12 protein-coding genes are annotated in these 16,857 nt (G+C 73.4%); 5 read left to right on the plus strand and 7 right to left on the minus strand.

Going from position 1 to position 16,857, the window contains the following annotated elements:
- The first annotated feature begins 388 nt into the window (after positions 1 to 388).
- On the plus strand, positions 389 to 1,426 hold the full coding sequence (locus ACZ53N_RS29430) for an NUDIX hydrolase (protein ID WP_469143841.1): 1,038 nt from the start codon (positions 389 to 391) through the stop codon (positions 1,424 to 1,426).
- 197 nt (positions 1,427 to 1,623) lie between these two features.
- Here ACZ53N_RS29430 and ACZ53N_RS29435 read toward each other — a convergent pair whose 3' ends face one another.
- Positions 1,624 to 3,015, minus strand: coding sequence for a M20/M25/M40 family metallo-hydrolase (locus tag ACZ53N_RS29435; protein ID WP_469143842.1), 1,392 nt, complete (start codon positions 3,013 to 3,015; stop codon positions 1,624 to 1,626).
- Positions 3,016 to 3,192: 177 nt separating this feature from the next.
- On the opposite strand from ACZ53N_RS29435, the gene ACZ53N_RS29440 reads away from it, so the two are divergent.
- Positions 3,193 to 4,422, plus strand: a complete 1,230-nt coding sequence (locus tag ACZ53N_RS29440) for a geranylgeranyl reductase family protein (RefSeq protein WP_469143843.1) — start codon at positions 3,193 to 3,195, stop codon at positions 4,420 to 4,422.
- Between the two features lie 129 nt (positions 4,423 to 4,551).
- Here the strand turns inward: ACZ53N_RS29440 and ACZ53N_RS29445 are convergent, their stop codons facing one another.
- Together ACZ53N_RS29445 and ACZ53N_RS29450 are read right to left on the minus strand one after the other, a co-directional pair.
- Entirely contained in the window at positions 4,552 to 5,439 is an 888-nt protein-coding gene (locus ACZ53N_RS29445; RefSeq protein ID WP_469143880.1) for a DUF2797 domain-containing protein, read from the minus strand.
- A 92-nt stretch (positions 5,440 to 5,531) separates the two neighbouring features.
- Entirely contained in the window at positions 5,532 to 6,284 is a 753-nt protein-coding gene (locus tag ACZ53N_RS29450) for a maleylpyruvate isomerase family mycothiol-dependent enzyme (protein WP_469143844.1), read from the minus strand.
- Positions 6,285 to 6,692: 408 nt separating this feature from the next.
- Here ACZ53N_RS29450 and ACZ53N_RS29455 point away from each other — a divergent pair, with 408 nt between their 5' ends.
- Entirely contained in the window at positions 6,693 to 7,916 is a 1,224-nt protein-coding gene (locus ACZ53N_RS29455; protein WP_469143845.1) for an ROK family protein, read from the plus strand.
- 452 nt (positions 7,917 to 8,368) lie between these two features.
- Here the strand turns inward: ACZ53N_RS29455 and ACZ53N_RS29460 are convergent, their stop codons facing one another.
- Positions 8,369 to 8,944 (minus strand): ATP-binding protein, encoded by a 576-nt coding sequence (locus ACZ53N_RS29460; RefSeq protein ID WP_469143846.1) that lies wholly within the window; start codon positions 8,942 to 8,944, stop codon positions 8,369 to 8,371.
- 198 nt (positions 8,945 to 9,142) lie between these two features.
- Positions 9,143 to 9,472: a hypothetical protein gene (locus tag ACZ53N_RS29465; protein ID WP_469143847.1), complete on the minus strand. Its 330-nt coding sequence runs from the start codon at positions 9,470 to 9,472 to the stop codon at positions 9,143 to 9,145.
- A gap of 163 nt (positions 9,473 to 9,635) precedes the next feature.
- Here ACZ53N_RS29465 and ACZ53N_RS29470 point away from each other — a divergent pair, with 163 nt between their 5' ends.
- Complete coding sequence (locus tag ACZ53N_RS29470) at positions 9,636 to 10,781, plus strand: PLP-dependent cysteine synthase family protein (protein WP_469143881.1); 1,146 nt, start codon at positions 9,636 to 9,638, stop codon at positions 10,779 to 10,781.
- A gap of 57 nt (positions 10,782 to 10,838) precedes the next feature.
- Here the strand turns inward: ACZ53N_RS29470 and ACZ53N_RS29475 are convergent, their stop codons facing one another.
- Positions 10,839 to 11,684: a DeoR/GlpR family DNA-binding transcription regulator gene (locus tag ACZ53N_RS29475; protein WP_469143848.1), complete on the minus strand. Its 846-nt coding sequence runs from the start codon at positions 11,682 to 11,684 to the stop codon at positions 10,839 to 10,841.
- 296 nt (positions 11,685 to 11,980) lie between these two features.
- Here ACZ53N_RS29475 and ACZ53N_RS29480 point away from each other — a divergent pair, with 296 nt between their 5' ends.
- The gene (locus ACZ53N_RS29480) at positions 11,981 to 14,317 is read left to right on the plus strand and encodes a hypothetical protein (protein WP_469143882.1); all 2,337 of its coding nucleotides are present in this window, start codon (positions 11,981 to 11,983) and stop codon (positions 14,315 to 14,317) included.
- On the opposite strand, the gene ACZ53N_RS29485 is transcribed toward ACZ53N_RS29480, so the two are convergent.
- A complete protein-coding gene (locus ACZ53N_RS29485; RefSeq protein ID WP_469143849.1) occupies positions 14,287 to 16,710 on the minus strand; it encodes a right-handed parallel beta-helix repeat-containing protein in 2,424 nt (807 codons plus the stop codon). The two genes, ACZ53N_RS29480 and ACZ53N_RS29485, sit on opposite strands and share 31 nt — an antisense overlap.
- Positions 16,711 to 16,857: the final 147 nt, after the last annotated feature.

Raw genomic sequence — 16,857 nt, forward strand, 5'->3', positions numbered from 1 at the left:
GGCCAGCCCGTCATACGCTCCTTGATCGCTTATGACCACTGATCACATCGGAATGACTCGTCTAGGGCGTGTCCGATGGGTCTTCGGGCTGCGGGACGTCGTTGCCGCCTGCGGCGGCGGGCGTCCTGCGGGCGCGTCCTCAAGCGCCGGACGGGCTGATAGCAGCCCGCTGGGGCACCTCCCAGCGGTAGCTGGGGGAGATTGAGGACACCGCCGCACAGCGGTGATGCGTCCCTGTGATCCGCCGGACAGGCCCTGGCGTGGCGCTGAATTCGGCCGCTGAGGGCCCGGCGTGCGCCATGCCGCTCGCACGCGTTTTCGTGGCAGGGTGTTCCGGGCAACGTCACAGTCCGGGCACTTCGCAGGGGGCTACGGAGAAGGGGGAACCGTGATCGTCTGGCTGAACGGTGCGTTCAGTGGGGGAAAGACCAGCACGGCCAGGGAGCTGACCGAGCTGATCCCGGGCAGCACCCTCTTCGACCCCGAGGTGATCGGCGGGGCACTGCACCATCTGCTCCCGCCGAAGCGGCTGGGCGAGGTCAGCGACTTCCAGGACCTCGCGATCTGGCGGCGGTTGGTCGTGGACACGGCGGCGGCACTGCTCGCGGAGGTCGGCGGGGTGCTCGTGGTGCCCATGACGCTGCTGAGGCAGGACTACCGGGACGAGATCTTCGGAGCGCTCGCCTCCCGGCGGATCCGGGTGCGCCATGTGCTGCTCACCGCCGACGAAACGATACTTCGGGCCCGGATAGCGGGCCGCGAGGAGTACGAGGGGGACCCGGAGCGCAGCGAGTCCGTCCGTCAGTGGGCACGGGAGAACATCGCCCCCTACCGCGAGGCGCTGTCCTGGCTGGAAGCCGACGCGTTCGCCGTCGACACGGGCGCACTGACCCCGCGCGAGGTGGCCGAACGGATCGCGGAGGCCGTCCGCACCGGTGCCGCGGCCACCTGCCCGATCGTTCAGACCCCGCGGCCCAAGGCCGAGACGCTGGCCGCCGGGGTGCTGCTCTTCGACGAGGAGGACCGGGTCCTGCTCGTCGACCCCACATACAAGCCCGGCTGGGAGTTCCCCGGCGGGGTCGTCGAACCGGGGGAGGCGCCCGCCCGCGCGGGCATGCGCGAGGTCGCCGAGGAGATCGGCATCGAACTCACCACAGTGCCAGGGCTGCTGGTCGTCGACTGGGAGCCGCCGAAACCGCCCGGCTTCGGCGGGCTGCGGTTCCTCTTCGACGGCGGCCGGCTGACCGGGGCCGACGCCCACCGGCTGCTGCTGCCCGGCGCGGAACTGCGCGGCTGGCGCTTCGTCACCGAGGACGAGGCGGCGTCCCTGCTGCCGCCGGTCCGGCTGAGCCGGCTGCGCTGGGCGCTGCGCGCCCGCGAGCAGGGACGCCCGCTCAACCTCGAAGCGGGTGTCCCTGTCGGGTGACGGTCGCCCGCTGACGGGTGCCCGGTACGGGTGACGGCCGCCGGGCCGCAGCGGTGAACGGCCGGGCCGGGCGGCGCCGGTGAGCCGCCCGCGAAGGGCGGGTGACGGCGTCGACGGGTCTGTGGCCGCCCCGAGGGAACGGGCCGGGACACCTGGACGGACGTCGGCCTCCCGGCGGTTCCCCCCGGCGGAGGCCGTCAGCGCTTGCTGTCGGCGTAGTCGACGAGGAACAGGGCCTCGGCGAGGGAGAGCCGCTCCAACTCCTCGGGCGAGACGCTCTCGTTGACCGCGTGGATCTGGGCCTCCGGCTCGCTCAGACCGATCAGCAGGATCTCCGCCTCCGGGTAGAGGGCGGCCAGGGTGTTGCACAGCGGGATCGAGCCGCCCATGCCGGAGGTCTGCATCTCCTCGCCCGGGTACGCGACGCGCATCGCCGCCGCCATCGAGGTGTAGGCCGGGCTGGTGGTGTCGGCGCGGAACGGCTGTCCCTGGCCGACCTGCTCCACCGAGATCCGGGCGCCCCACGGCGCCGCCGACTCCAGATGGGCGCTCAACAGCTTCGTCGCCTCGGCCGCGTTCGTGCCCGGCGGCACCCGCAGGCTCACCAGGGCACGCGCGCCGGCGTGCACGGACGGGGTGGCGCCCACGACCGGCGGGCAGTCGATGCCGAGCACCGTCACGGCGGGGCGGGCCCAGATGCGGTCGGCCACCGTGCCGGAACCGATCAGGGAGACGCCGTCGAGCACCTTGGCGTCCTTGCGGAACTCCTCCTCCGGGTACTGCAGGCCGTCCCAGCTCGCCGCGGCCTCCGTCTCCAGCCCGGCGACCGTCGTGGACCCGTCCGCCGCGCGCAGTGAGTCGAGCACCCGGATCAGCGCGGCCAGCGCGTCGGGCGCGGCTCCCCCGAACTGGCCGGAGTGCAGATTGCCTTCCAGAGTGTCCACCTGGACGCGGACGAGCGTCATACCGCGCAGCGTCGCGGTCACCGTCGGCAGCCCGACGCGGAAGTTCCCGGTGTCACCGATGACGATGGTGTCGGCGGTGAGCAGCTCCGGGTGCGCCTGCGCGTACTGCTCCAGACCACCGGTGCCCTGCTCCTCCGAGCCCTCGACGATCACCTTCACATGGACCGGTACGCCGCCGTTCGCCTTGAGCGCCCGCAGCGCGGTCAGGTGCATGATCAGACCGCCCTTGCAGTCGGCGGCGCCGCGGCCGTACCAGCGCCCGTTCCGCTCGGTCAGCTCGAACGGCGGCGAGACCCACGAGGCCTCGTCCAGCGGCGGCTGTACGTCGTAGTGGGCGTAGAGCAGCACGGTCGGGGCACCGGCCGGGCCGGGGAGGTAGCCGTAGACGGACTGGGTGCCGTCCGGGGTGTCGAGCAGGGCGACATCCTCGAAGCCGTCGGTCCGCAGCGCCTCGGCCACCCAGTTCGCGGCCGCCTCGCATTCGCTCCTGGGGAACTGCGCCTCGTCCGCGACGGACTTGAAGGCCACCAGCTCGGCCAGCTCGGTCCGGGCGCGGGGCTGCAGCGAGGCGACGGTCGCCGCGAGCGCGGCCTGGGCCTGCTGGCGGGTCGAGGACGATTCCATGGAACGCTCCTTGTGGGCGCGGCGTTAAGTCCGTACATACGGGCGATGGTGATCCTGATCCTCCCATGTCCTACCGGGCCGCCCCCGGGCCCCTTCCCGCAGAGGGTGGGCCGGGCGGCTGCCCGTAGGATGCGGGCGGTAGCGGTAGCCGGTGATCGAGCGGGAGTAGAACCACAGGTGAGCAGCGACAACGCGGCCCAGGAAGCGGGCCGGGACGTACCCGGGGACGGGGAGCCGGTATGGGACGTCGTGGTGGTGGGAGCGGGTCCCGCCGGAGCCTCGGCCGCCTACGCGGCGGCATCGACGGGCCGTAAGGTCCTGCTTCTGGAGAAGGCCGAACTCCCGCGCTACAAGACGTGCGGCGGTGGCATCATCGGCCCCTCGCGCGACGCGCTTCCCCCCGGCTTCGAACTTCCCTTGCGTGACCGGGTGCACGCCGTCACCTTCTCCCTCAACGGGAAGCTGACGCGCACCCGGCGCTCCAAGCGGATGCTCTTCGGTCTCATCAACCGTCCCGAGTTCGACGCGGGTCTCGTCGAGGTCGCCAAGAAGGCGGGCGCCGAGGTGCGCACCGGCGTGACCGTCTCGCGGGTCGAGCAGCACGGCTCGGCCGTGCCCGACCGACGGACCGTCGCCCTGGTGCTCGGCGACGGCCGGACCGTCCTGGCCCGCGCGGTCGTCGGCGCCGACGGCAGCGCCGGCCGGATAGGGGCACACGTCGGGGTGAAGCTCGACCAGGTGGACCTGGGCCTGGAGGCCGAGATCCCGGTGCCCGCGACGGTCGCCGAGGACTGGGCGGGCCGGGTGCTCCTCGACTGGGGCCCCATCCCCGGCAGTTACGGCTGGGTCTTCCCCAAGGGAGACACCCTGACCGTCGGCGTGATCTCGGCGCGCGGCGAGGGCGCCGGCACCAAGCGCTATCTGGAGGACTTCATCGCGCGGCTCGGCCTCGCGGGCTTCGAGCCGAGCGTCTCCTCCGGCCATCTGACCCGCTGCCGGTCCGACGACTCCCCGCTCTCCCGGGGCCGGGTGCTCGTCTGCGGCGACGCGGCGGGACTGCTGGAGCCCTGGACCCGTGAAGGCATCTCCTTCGCCCTGCGCTCGGGGCGCCTGGCGGGGGAGTGGGCCGTCCGGATCGCCGAGGCGCAGGACGCGGTGGACGCCCGCCGCCAGGCCCTGAACTACGCCTTCGCCATCAAGGCCGGACTCGGCGTGGAGATGGGCGTCGGGCGCCGCATGCTGACCCTCTTCGAGCGCCGCCCCGGGCTGATCCACGCAGCGGTCACCGGCTTCCGCCCGGCCTGGCACGCGTTCGCGAGGATCACCCGCGGTACGACGACCCTGGCCGAGATCGTACGGACGCACCCGGTGGCGCGGCGGGTGCTGTCCGCGATGGACAAGCATTAGCCCGTCCGGCGGATCAGGGGGTGGCGCGGCGCGCACCACCGCCGCGCGGCGGTGTCCTCGAGCGCCGGACGGGCTCGACAGCAGCCCGTCCGGCGCTTGAGGACGCGCCCGCAGGGCGCTCGCCGCCGGTCAGAACAGCGCCTCGGGGCCCGCCACTTCCGGCGGGCGTACGGTCGCTGTCGTCTCCGCCTCCGGCGCGGCCGCCGCGAGGGGCCAGCCGGCCAACTGCCGCGTGTCGACCAGCAGCAGGCGCCCGTCCGTCGCGTCGAGGTACAGGTCCGGCCCGGCCACGGCCGTCACCCGGCCCGATATCGTGCGGCCGGGGGAGAGCCCGACAAGGCCGTGGCCCGGGCGGAGCCGGTCGAGATGGAAGGCTTCGTCGTGGTGGACCGGCGCGAAGTCCCGCACGGCCAGCGAGTCGGGCAGCCCGTCGAGCCCCCGGGCCCGTTCGTGCAAGGCGGCGAGTTCGGCGGTCCGCGGCGCCTTGGGCGGCAGCGGGTGCCGGGCGGCGCGCTTGGCCGCGTACGGGAAGCGGTCGGGGACGTCGAGGGCCGCGCCCAGCACGGCCTCCGCGCGGCGTGCCGCCATCAGCGGGCCCCGCCCGAGCAGCGCGTACGACAGCGCGGCCTGCTCGAGCAACCGGACACCCTCGCGCTCCGCGGCCGTGATGCCGACCTTGATCACTCCCGGTCCGAACCAGGCCAGATAGACATCGTAGGGGCGCGGGTCGTCCATGGCGGTGTCGGCGGCCACGGAGTGCGAGCGGTCCAGCCGGGCGCACTCCGGGCACTGGGCGGAGACGGCCGTGCCCGGCACCTCCGCGCCCAGCGGGCACGCGGTGTGCCGACCGCCTCTGCGCACCCCGACGCAAGCCCGCCGTGACCCCGTCGTGAAGGCCAGCGCCCGCCCCAGGGGCAAGGGCGAGGTGCGGGCGCCGTGAACCGGATGCAACCAGGCCAGCGCCGGCCCGGAGGGGCTCCACCGCAGCCCGGCGCACTGCCAGCCGTCACCCGTCAGGCTCACTCGTCCCGTCCTTTCGAACCGTCCTTGCGCGGTCGCTCCCGTCGCGCGCGACCGTCTGGGGCCTGCCCGCCCGGGGCCGCCCCGTCTCACCCGATGGCTGAACGCTCCCGCCACAGCTGTGCGAGTGACGCGTCGCCCGAGCCGACCAACGCGTCGAGGGGCAGCCGGTTCCACAGGGCCAGATACAGGTCGGACACCGGCCCCGCAAGCTCGCAGTCCGCCGGGCCCTCGGCCGTGCGCTCCGTGTGCGGCGGCCCGTCCGACAGACGCACCGTCCATACCGCGCCGGAGTCCGTGGCCCGCACGCGCAGCGTACGGGGGATGTCCGTGCGCACCCGGCTCCGCTCTCCGCCGTGGAACCCCATGAGCAGCTCCTCCACACCGTCGGCGGCGAACGCGGGGTCGAGGGAGGAGAAACGGGTGGAGGAGGAACCACCACCGAGCGCGGACTCGGCGTCGACACGGTGCACCGCGGTCTCGTGGGCCTGGCGGCGGATCCAGAAGGCGAGGGAGGAGGGGGCCGGCAGGAAGGTCCAGCACCGGAGATCCGGCTCCGCGGTGGTCAGCGTCTTGACCAGCAGCTGGTGGCCTTCCCGGAACCATTCGAGGAGCTCCGGCCCGTCCGCCTCGGGGGCCGGCGGTATCCCGGTCGGTTCGGTGAGCGATTCCTTGACCATCCGCGCCGCCCATCGGTGCACGGCGCCGGTATGAGTCACCAGATCGCGCACCCGCCACTCCGGGCAGGCCGGCACGGGGGCGTCGAGCCCGGCCCGCGCGGCGGCATCCGCGAGCAGTCGTCCGTCGCGGTCGAGAGCGGCGAGAAGATCAGAAGTATCCATGCCCCGAAGTGTGGCAGCCACCACTGACAACGCGGCTGAACGGACGACGACTTCGGCCCCGCGCGGGCCGGGGACCGGGCCCGCGTCCAGCGCGCCCCGTCGGCATGATCGGTGAGGCGGGACCCGGGCACCGCCCCGACGCGCGGGTCGTCTCAGTCACCCGAGAGCGCTATGCGGGGCGGTAGCGCGCGACAAGGGGGCGCCGGGATGCGAGCGGATCCGTCAGCGGGGCCGTCATGCCCGCATACGGCCCCCCGCTCGTAGCGGTACGTGACGCCGACCGGGCGGAAGGCGCCGAGGGGCCGTCGGCGACCGGCGCGGCGCCGCGGACCGGCCGGAAGCGGGTACTGTTCCCGGAATTGACCGATCCCGTTTTGTTCAGCATCGGCACAAAGTCAGAATAGGCATGTGACCCAGACTCGGACTACACGCCTGGAGCGGGGCCGGAGCGCCCTCGGCCCGGCCCTGTCGCTCGTACACACCGGCCGCGCCCCCACCCGTGCCGTGCTCACCGCCGAACTCGGGGTGACCCGTGCGACCGCCGGCGCCGTGGCCGCCGAGCTCGAGGCGCTCGGGCTGATCCAGGTCGACGCGCGCCCCGCGGCGCCCGCCGGCTCCCAGGGGCGCCCCTCGCACCGGCTCGCCATCGCCCCCGAAGGCCCCGTCGTCCTCGCCGCGCAGATCCACGCCGACGGATTCCGGGCCGCCCTCGTCGGGCTCGGCGGCCGGATGGTCGCCACCGCGCCCGGCTGCATGACGGTGCCCGCCGACCCCGCCCACATCATCGACGCCGTCGTGGCGGCCGGGGCCGGCCTGCTGCGCGAGACCGGCCGTCGCTGCCTCGGCGCGGGTCTCGCCGTTCCCTCGGCCGTGGCCGAGCCGGACGGTACGGCCCTGAATCCGCTGCACCTGTCCTGGCCCGCGGGCGCGCCGGTCCGCGCGCTCTTCGTCGAAGCCCTCGCCAAGTCGGGTGTCCACGGCCCGGACGGCCGCCCCGTCGGCGGGGTGGCCGGCAACGACGTCAACCTCGCCGCCCTCGCCGAACACCGGCACGGCGCCGGCCGCGGTGCCCAGCACCTGCTCTGCGTCGCCACCGGCCACCGTGGTGTCGGCGGCGCGCTCGTCCTCGACGGCCGGCTGCACACCGGCAGCTCCGGGCTCGCCCTGGAGGTCGGTCATCTCACCGTCAACCCGGCGGGCCTGCCCTGTCACTGCGGCAGCCGCGGCTGCCTGGACGTCGAGACCGATCCGCTCGCCTTCCTCACCGCCGCCGGCCGCGAACCGGGACCGGAGGTCTCCCTCCTTCAGCAGTCCCGGGATCTGCTCCGCTCGGAGTACGCGGATCCGACCGTCCGCGCCGCCGCCGATCTGATCGCGGGCCGGCTCGGCCTCGGCCTCGCCGGCCTGGTCAACATCCTCAATCCGGACCGGGTCGTCCTGGGCGGGCTCCACCGCGAGCTGCTGGACGCCGATCCGGAGCGGCTGCGGGCCGTCGTCGCCGACCGCAGCCTCTGGGGCCGCAGCGGCAGTGTGCCGATCCTGGCCGCGAGCCTCGACCACAACAGCCTCATCGGGGCGGCCGAAGCGGCCTGGCAGCCGGTCCTCGACGACCCGCTGGCCGCACTCGGCTGACCGCCGCGCCCCGCCCGCCGCGTACGCTTCGCGCCGCATTCGGACGCCGCCGGACGGAGGACGCCCTGCGGCGTCGCGACGACGAGGCCCGGTGGCGACCGGCATGCACCGTCACCAGTCACCGTCCTGTGCCGCGCCGTGTGACGCCACGCCGCACCCCGCGTGGCAGGCGCGCGCGGAGCGCGGCGGGCACTCACCGCTGACGCTCGTCGGCCGCCGGTCGCGGCCGGCGAGATCGATGAGGACCCGTACCGGCGGTGCCTGTCCGTCCCGGAGGACGCTCGGCGCCGGCGGCAAGGGCGCGATGACATGACAAGGGGTCACCAGCGGTCGTGACAAGCGGTCGTGGCGAGCGGCCTCCTCAGGCCGGCCGTCCGGCCCGGGGCGGCGGTGCGGGCCGGATATCCGGCACCTCCCGCACCGCCGCACCGTCCCGGGCGCGCCCGGGACGGTCAGCCGAGGACGGCGGACCGGGCCGGGGCGGGCTCGCGCAGCACGGCCGGCCGCCGGGGCAGATGGGATCCGCCGAAGAGGGGGTCCTTCTCCAGCGCCGACAGTTCGAGAACGGACTGTTCGAAGACCGCGGTGGTTTCCGAGGCCTTTACAAGCCGAGGAGGGGCAGCGGGGGCGCACGGGGGCACAGGGAGCGTAAACCAGACGACTTTTCCGCCGTCGTGACGCTCCTCGACGCCCCAGCTCGTGCTGACGGCGGCGACGAGGGCGAGACCGCGCCCGTGGGTGCTGGCGACGTCGGGTTCGAGAACGCGCGGCAGGCGCGGATCGTGGTCCCGCACCGAGACCGTGAGCCGGTCCACCATGAGGTCGATCTCGACGGTGCAGCGTTTGTCGGGTTCCGCGTGTTGATGCACGTTGGTCAGGAGCTCGGTGACGCCGAGCGCCGCGGGATCGATAAGAGGGTCGAGATGCCAGTAGCGCAGTTGCGCAGATACGATTCTGCGGACCTGGCCTATGCGCGGGGGAAGCGCGTGGAGCTCTACGGTGCAGTGCTTGTTCATTCGGCTGATCACGGCTGCGACTCCCTGAAGAAGTAGGGCTAGCCTGATGCAGATACGCGTCTCGATACGCGTCTGTTCCGGTCCAGCGACGGTGGCTGCTCGAGCCGGCCGGCGGATACAGGATCAGTGCGTAACCGCCGATGAACCCTCAGTGAAGCTGGTACGAGTCCAGGGTCGACTCCTGCGGCCGAATGTGCAACTCCTGTACCTTCAGCCCCTTGCGCCGCTGCCGTGCGCGGACCGCACCGCGTCCAGGAAGCGGCGGACGGCGGCTGCTCCCGAGTCCCGGGTGGCGGGGTCGCGCTGGCCCAGGGTGAGCAGATAGCGGGTGCCGTTCACGGTCGCCAGGGCCCGGTCCCGGGCGGCGAACCACGGCTTGCTGGCCTGGACCGAATCGACGGGCGCACTGTCGATCTCCCGGCCGTAGCTGGTCAGCAGCTCGAACCTGCCGTCCTTGATCTTCACCTGGCCGGCCCGGGTGAGCGACCGCAGGAAACGCTCGATCCGCACCCCTGTCGCGTTGAACTCCGGTTCCGCCACGACGCACCGCCTTCCCAGGTCGAATTGTCTGCCTGGTGCGCAGTCTGCCGCTGAGGCGGCCCCGGCACCAGTGCCCATTTATGATCGAAACGTCCGAGTGCTCCGCATCGGCCCGATGGACATCGTGAGGAGCGGCGTGAACAGCACATCGAACACGGGGGCGATGGACGCGGGGGACAGACCGGAGGGGCGGGCAACGCCGGGCGCCGCCGTCCCGACCGTCGACATGGACCGCAGTGACCCGCCCTACCGCGCCTGGCTCAAGGAGGCGGTCCGCAAGGTCCAGGCCGACGCGAACCGCTCCGCGGACACCCATCTGCTCCGGTTCCCGCTGCCGGACGAGTGGGGCATCGACCTCTATCTGAAGGACGAGTCCACCCATCCGACGGGAAGCCTCAAGCACCGTCTCGCCCGCTCGCTGTTCCTCTACGGGCTGTGCAACGGCTGGGTCCGCCCCGAAGCCCCCGTCGTCGAGGCGTCCAGCGGCTCCACGGCCGTCTCCGAGGCGTACTTCGCCAAGCTCGTCGGTGTGCCGTTCATCGCCGTCATGCCGCGCACGACCAGTCGCGAGAAGTGCCGGCTCATCGAGTTCCACGGCGGGCAGTGCCACTTCGTGGACGACCCGCGGACGATGTACGAGGAGGCGGCAGCCCTCGCCGCGCGGTCCGGCGGCCACTACATGGACCAGTTCACCTACGCCGAGCGGGCCACGGACTGGCGGGGCAACAACAACATCGCCGAATCGATCCACCACCAGCTCCGCCTCGAACGGCACCCGGAGCCTGCCTGGATCGTCGCCACCGCCGGTACGGGCGGCACCTCGGCGACCATCGCCCGCTATGTGCGCTACATGCAGCAGGACACCCGGGTCTGCGTCGCCGACCCCGAGAACTCCTGTTTCTTCGACGGCTGGCGGGACCGCGACCCGGCCGCGAGCAGTGAGCGGGGTTCGCGCATCGAGGGCATCGGGCGGCCGCGGATGGAACCGAGCTTCGTGACGGGTGCGATCGACCGCATGATGAAGGTTCCGGACGCGGCGAGCGTCGCGGCCGTCCGCGCCCTGGAGGCGGCGATCGGCCGCAAGGCGGGCGGCTCCACCGGCACCGGTCTGTGGGCCGCGCTCAAGATCGTCGCGGAGATGGCCGACCAGGGACGCGCGGGCAGTGTCGTCACCCTCATCTGCGACCCGGGCGACCGCTACCTCGACAAGTACTACTCCGACGCGTGGCTCGTCGAGCAGGGCCTGGACATCACCCCCTACGCCATGGCGATCAACCGCTTCCTGGCGACCGGCCGATGGCCTGCCTGATACGGGATCCCCCACGCCCCCGGGCGTCCCGGACGCCGGTCCGGTGACCGCACGCCCTCAGATGTCGGTGACCTCGCCGGCGGAGCCCGCGACCACCAGCTCCGGCAGCCGTTCGGATATCTCCGCGCGTGCCGTGGCCGACAGCCCCGCGTCCGTCACCAACGCGTCGACCTCCTCGAGGGTGGCGAAGGAACTCAGACCCACCGTCCCCCACTTGGTGTGGTCCGCGAGCACCACGACCCGCCGGGCGGACCGCACGAAGTGCCGGTTGGTCTCGGACTCCGCGAGATTGGGCGTCGACAGACCCGCGTCCGGCGATATCCCGTGCACCCCGATGAACAGCACATCGAAGTGCAGCGAGCGGATGGCCGCGTCCGCCACCGGGCCCACCAGCGTGTCCGAGGGCGTCCGCACCCCGCCCGTCAGCACCACCGTCGCCGCGCCCGGACGGGCCGCCGGGCCCACGGCCGTCATCGACCGCTGGGCGCTGTGGAAGACGTCGGCGACCCGCACCGAGTTGGTCACCACCGTCAGATCCGGGACCTCGACCAGCTGCTGCGCCAGCGCGAACACCGCCGTCCCACCGGCCAGGGCGATCGCACTGCCCGGCGCGGCCATCCTCGCCGCCGCCCGCGCGATGTCCTCCTTGGCACTCAGCTCCAGGGTCGACTTCGCCTCGAAACCGGGCTCGTGCGTGGTCGCCTCCGCGACCGGCACCGCGCCGCCGTGCACCTTCTCCACGGCACCCTGCCGGGCCAGCGCGTCCAGATCACGACGGACCGTCATGTCCGAGACGTTGAGCTTGCGCGTCAGCTCATTGACCCGCACACCGCCACGCCGCCTGACCTCGTCGAGGATCAGAGCGCGCCGCTGTTCCGCCAGGAGATTCTGGTTGTCGCCCACCCGGCCCGTCCTTTCGATCAGCCGCCGCCGACTGTGCGCGCACATCTTCCCACGCGTATACGACACCGACAGGTTCGCTGCGCTCGATCACGATTGCGCTTCGCTCACCGCGGACGGGGTGTCGTCCGCGCCCACCGGGACAATCCTTGGAGCGTGACACCACACCGGGATCGGGGGACACGGTGGCATCGACCGAACAACCGGACGCGAGAGAACAGACGGGCGGCCCGCTCGGCCGGACCGCCGGGGCGGACCGCCCCGCCGCGGCGGCCCCGCGCGGTCCCGCGGCAGAGGCCGTGGACGTGGATACGGAGGCCGATCCCTGCGCGGACGCGCGGCTCGCGCTGGAGCTCCTCGTGCACGGCGTCGGCGGCGCCACCGCGCAGGGCATGCTGACCGACCCCCGCACCGACCGTGTCGCGGGCGACGGCATCGCCGGCATCCACCGCCGCGTCGAGGACCGCGACGCGGAGGACCGGCCGCACGACTACCGCGACCAGCCGATCCGCGAGGCGTACGTCTGGTCCAACCTCACCTCCGGGAACGGCACCCGGGCCCTGTGGCTGCTGCTCCTGCCCTTCATGGTCGTCAACCTCGCGCACTGGATGCGGCCCACGACACGGGACCGCGGCAGGACCGTGCGGGCGTACGGCGTGCTGGTACGCCTGATCGCGCTCAGCCTCACCGTGCTGCTCACCGCCGCCGTCTGCGAAGTCGCCCTCGACCTGACGGCGTGGCAGTGCGCGGGCACGCGCGCGTGCTCCGAGCAGAAGTCGTGGCTCGGCTTCATGTCGGCCGGACACGGCGGCTGGTGGAGCGAGCCGGGCCGTCGGCTCGCGCTCGCCGCCGTCGCCCCCACCCTCCTGATCGCGTCGCTGTGGCTGCTCTCCCACCGCACCTGGAGCGCCTACGAGTCCCAGCAGCCCACCGGCCGCACCGTCGTCGAGGGCGACCGGCGGGCGGCCGGTCGCCCCGCCCTGTGCCTGCCGGGCTTCTGGTACGGGCGGCGGATCGTGGCCCGGCTGCGCGCCGCCCACACCGCGGCCGGGTTCCTGACCATCGCCGCCGTCCTCTGCCAGGCCTCCGGCCGCTACGACCGCCGCCCCGGCGGCAGCGCCGCGCTGGACACTGCGGGCTGGGCGCTCGACGCGGCGCTGGCCGCCACCGCGGGATTCGCGGTCCTCGTCGTCTGCCGCCGGGGCCGCAGCGAGAACACAGCCGACCACACCCGCGACCGCTTCATCACGCGGGTGCTGCCGACCTCCGCCCTCGTCCTCCTGCTGCTCGCCGCCCTGCACACGGCATGGAACCGGCCCGGCTGGACGTCCGACGGCATGCTGTCCGGAAACAGGGCCTTCGGTCTGATCGCCCTCACCCAGGGCGCCCTCGTCGTCCTGCTGTCGCTCGCCGCCCTGCGCCTGCACCGCGCCGCCCCCGTCGAGCGGACCCCGCTGCGCGGCCTCGCCGGTCCCGCCGTCGCGATGCTCGCCTGCGCGCTCGGCGGCGTCATGGCCGGCGGCGCGGCCCAGCGCATCGCCGACTGGCTCGACGGCGACGCGACCCCCGGCATGGGGGAGGGCCCGATGCCGGGGCCGCCGGTGGTGCTCTCCTGGCAGGCGTCCGTCATCCCGGTACTGCTCGCCGCGCTGCTCGTGCTGCTGCTCTACTTCGCCGTACAGACCCTCGTGGTGCGCCGCCGACTGCTCCGCACCGTCCCCGACGGCTACCCCGGCGAGCGCCCCGACAACGCCCGTACGCGCACCATCGCGGGCGTCATCGCCCGCGCGGGACTCACCGACTCCGCCCCCTGGGTTCTCGGCGCGGTCTCCGCGCTGACGCTCCTGCTCGGCAGCTGCGCCGTGGCCGGCGCCTGGCTCACCAGCGATGTGCCCGGCCGGGCCGCCGAGGGCAGCCCCGGGGTCGTCGAGGACGGGGCGCAGGCCGTACAGGCCCTCGGTTCGTGGTTCGTGGGGGTGGGCTTCGTCCTGCTGCTCACCTGGGGCCGGCGCGCCTACCGCGACCCCGCCGCCCGGCGCACCATCGGCATCCTCTGGGACGTCGGCACGTTCTGGCCGCGCGCCGCCCACCCCTTCGCGCCCCCGTGCTACGCGGAGCGCGCCGTTCCCGACCTCACCTGGCGCATGCAGAGCTGGACCGAGCGCACCGGAGGCCGACTCGTCATCTCCGGGCATTCCCAGGGCAGCGTCCTCGCGGCCGCCGCCGTCTGGCAACTCGACCCCGAGACCCGCCGGTGCGTGGCGCTGCTCACCTACGGCTCACCCATCGAGCGGCTGTACGGGCGCTGGTTCCCGGCGTACTTCGGGCCTGCCCAACTCACCGCGCTGCACGGCGAAATACACTGCTGGCGCAATCTGTGGCGGCTCACCGACCCCATCGGCGGCCCGATCCGGCTTCCGGAGGGCACGGGCACCGAGGTCGACTGCGGCCCGCTCAAGGACCCCCTGGCCTACGGGCGCACGGTCGAACACCCGCTGCCCGCGCCGATCCTCGGCCATTCCGAGTACCAGACGGACCCCGCCTTCACCCAGGAACGCACCATGCTGCTGGCCCGGCTGTCGATGTGGATGCCGGCACAGCATGCTCAGGGCAGCTCCGGCAGATCCTCCGGGTAGAGCAGGGTGAGGTCGTCGGTGCTCGGGTCGCGCAGCTGCGCGACCCGGCCCGCGTGCCGTTCGACCATCGCCTCGAAGGTCTGACGGGCGGTACGGCCGTTGCCGAACGCCGGTCCCTTCGGGATGGCCGTGAAGTACGCGAGCAGCGCCTCGGCGGCACCCTCGCCGATGCGGTACTCGTGCTCGTCCGCCTGCTGCTCCACGATCCGCAGCAGCTCCTCGGGCGCGTAGTCACCGAAGGTGATGGTTCGTGAGAAGCGCGAGGCGACCCCGGGGTTGACCGTCAGGAAGCGCCGCATCTCGGCGGTGTACCCGGCGACGATCACCACGACCGCCTCCCGGTGGTCCTCCATCAGCTTCACCAGGGTGTCGATGGCCTCCCGGCCGAAGTCCCGGCCCGAGTCCTCCGGCGACAGCGCGTATGCCTCGTCGATGAACAGCACCCCGCCGCGCGCCCGGTCGAAGGCCTCCTGGGTGCGGATGGCGGTCGAGCCGATGTGCTCGCCGACCAGGTCCACCCGCGACACCTCCACCAGATGGCCGCGCTCCAGCACGCCCAGGGAGGCGAGGATCTCGCCGTACAGGCGGGCCACCGTGGTCTTGCCGGTGCCGGGGGAGCCGGTGAAGACCAGATGCCGGCGCACGGAGGCCGCCTTGAGCCCCGCCTGCTGACGGCGCCGCCCGACCTCGATCATGTCGGTGAGCGCGCGGACCTCACGCTTGACGCTCTCCAGGCCCACCAGCGCGTCGAGTTCGCCGAGCACGGTCGTGGAGCCGCGTACGGACTCGGAGCCGGTGCCCGCGGGCCCGGACGCCTCGGCAGAGCGCTGCGTCGGCACCGCGACCCGCGGCGCCGACGGGCGGACGGCCGGGACGGTGGTCGCGGTCCCCGGCGTCGCCCGCGCGACACCCGCCAGCAGGACCGCGCTCTCGTCACTCGTGCAGCCCTCGCTGACCGGGCCGTCCTCGGCGAACTGGTATCCACCCCGCGCGCACCGCTCCGAACGGCACCGGGTCAGGGTCGTACGGCAACCGTCGATGACGTGGAAGCCGTAGCCGGCGCTGTCCGTCACCCGGCAGTCGTCGAACGTGCCCCGGCCGCCCGCCGACACATAGAACCCCGCCTCCACCGGTGAACTCACCGCGCAGTCACGGACGGTGGGGTCGGCGCCCTTGGTGACGATGACACCGGTCGCCGTCGCGTCGAAGGTGCAGCCCGTCAGCGTGCCGCCACTGCCGTGGTCACGGAACCAGGCACCGGTCGCCGCCTCCCGGACGCGGCAGTCGTCGAGCTGCGCCGTCGCCCCGTCCCGCACCGAGACGGCGGTGTTGCGGACCTGGGAGAGGTCGCTGTCGACGACGTCGACCCGCGAGCCGCGGTCCAGGACGAACAATGCGTCCGGGACCTCCCGGACCCGGCAGGAGCCGAGTGAGGCGGTGGCGCCGTCACTCACCCACACGGCCGGGTAGTCGCCCGTGCTGTCGCGGATCTCGCAGTCCTCCGCCTCCGCCCGCGTGCCCGGATCCCACACCGACAGGCCGTTGCGCCCGAACCGGCGCACCGTCGAGCGCGTCAGCGTCAGCACGGACCGCGAGCGCAGATCGACCCCGTTCTCCGGGACGTCGTGGATGTCGCAGCCGTCGAGGGCGAGCACCGCGTCGGTGTCGAGGACCACGCCGTCCCCGGACGTACGGTGCACTCGGCAGCCCGTGAGCCGGCCGGCCGCGCGCGCCGCCACCCGCACCCCGGCACCCCTGATCTCGTACACCTCGCAGTCGACCGCGTCCAGGGTGCTTCCCTCGCCGGTCAGCGACAGGCCCGCGCCCGAGGTGTGATGGACCCGGCACCGCTCCAGCCGCGGATGACCACCGCCGTGCACGGCGATCCCCGACTGCCCCGCGGCCACCACCTCGCAGTCCTCGAACACGCCGCCCGCGCCGTCCAGGACGCTGATGCCCACCCCGCCCGGATTGTCGACCGCACAGCGGCGCACCGTCGGCCGGGAGCCCCCGCCGCGCACCTCGATGCCCACCGAGGAACGGGTCGTGATCCGCAGATCGGCCAGGTCCGGCGCCCCGTCCTCGACGAGGAGGGCGGGCGCGGCCGAGTCCTGGCCCTCGATGTGCAGATCGATCACCGTCGCGGAGGCCCGGACGGTCAGGGCGACGCCCTCGGCGGGGGCGATCCGCACCGGCCCGACGGCCCCCTCGGCGCCGCGCAGGGTCACGTCCCGCGCGACGACCACGTTCTCCCGGTAGGTGCCCGGCGCGATGAACAGCACGTCCCCGTCGGCGGCGGCCTCCAGTGCCGAGGCGAGACAGTCGTACTCTCCCGCACGCCGCCGCCACCGCGCCGTGCCGGTGTGCGTGACCTGGACCGACCCCTGTGCCATGGCGCTGCCGTGCCCCCACCTCGTACGTCGCGTGCGTTCCCCCGGAACGGATGCGTACCGGCCGCACCCACCGTAGCGTGCGCGGACCAAGGGAGTTGGCCCCTCAGCCCCTCGTCCACCCCTCGTCCCCCAAGGTGCTCCCTTGGT

It is taken from the genome of Streptomyces sp. NPDC033229 (assembly GCF_055576875.1).

What these genes read in the sequence shown, in the direction of transcription:
- ACZ53N_RS29435 (WP_469143842.1), bottom strand. Translation starts at nt 3,015, where the DNA reads ATGGAATCGTCCTCGACCCGCCAGCAGGCCCAGGCCGCGCTCGCGGCG.
- ACZ53N_RS29450 (WP_469143844.1), bottom strand. Translation starts at nt 6,284, where the DNA reads ATGGATACTTCTGATCTTCTCGCCGCTCTCGACCGCGACGGACGACTG.
- ACZ53N_RS29470 (WP_469143881.1), top strand. Translation starts at nt 9,636, where the DNA reads ATGGACGCGGGGGACAGACCGGAGGGGCGGGCAACGCCGGGCGCCGCC.
- ACZ53N_RS29485 (WP_469143849.1), bottom strand. Translation starts at nt 16,710, where the DNA reads ATGGCACAGGGGTCGGTCCAGGTCACGCACACCGGCACGGCGCGGTGG.